This is a genomic window from Paraburkholderia sp. NMBU_R16, from assembly GCF_013282575.1.
Classification (GTDB): Bacteria; Pseudomonadota; Gammaproteobacteria; order Burkholderiales; family Burkholderiaceae; genus Trinickia.
Map to the genome: position 1 here is coordinate 1 of NZ_JAAAYE010000477.1, position 251 is coordinate 251.

Genomic DNA, 251 nt, shown 5'->3' on the forward strand with positions numbered 1-251 from the left:
GTCGATCTCACGCGTGACGACCCGCTTCCAGTCGGCCAGAAAACGGCCTTGCTCGAGTCGCTTGGCCCACACACACCAGCCGCTACGATCGAAGTAGAGCACCTTTATTTGCGTAGCACGACGATTGTCACGGATCGGCGTAATCGAGCCGGGGATGATCGGCGTAATGAGGCCACTTGGAATGGCCCCGAAACGCGATTTCGAAGGGCCTCAAGAATCCGTTTTTTTGCCTGATTTTGCAACCGCGTTTT

1 protein-coding gene is annotated in these 251 nt (G+C 55.8%); it reads right to left on the minus strand.

Annotation, left to right across the window (positions count from 1 at the left end):
- The coding region (gene tnpB, locus GWC77_RS30490) for an IS66 family insertion sequence element accessory protein TnpB (protein ID WP_173263081.1) at nt 1-183 on the minus strand (183 nt) is incomplete at its 3' end.
- Nucleotides 184-251 lie beyond the last annotated feature (68 nt).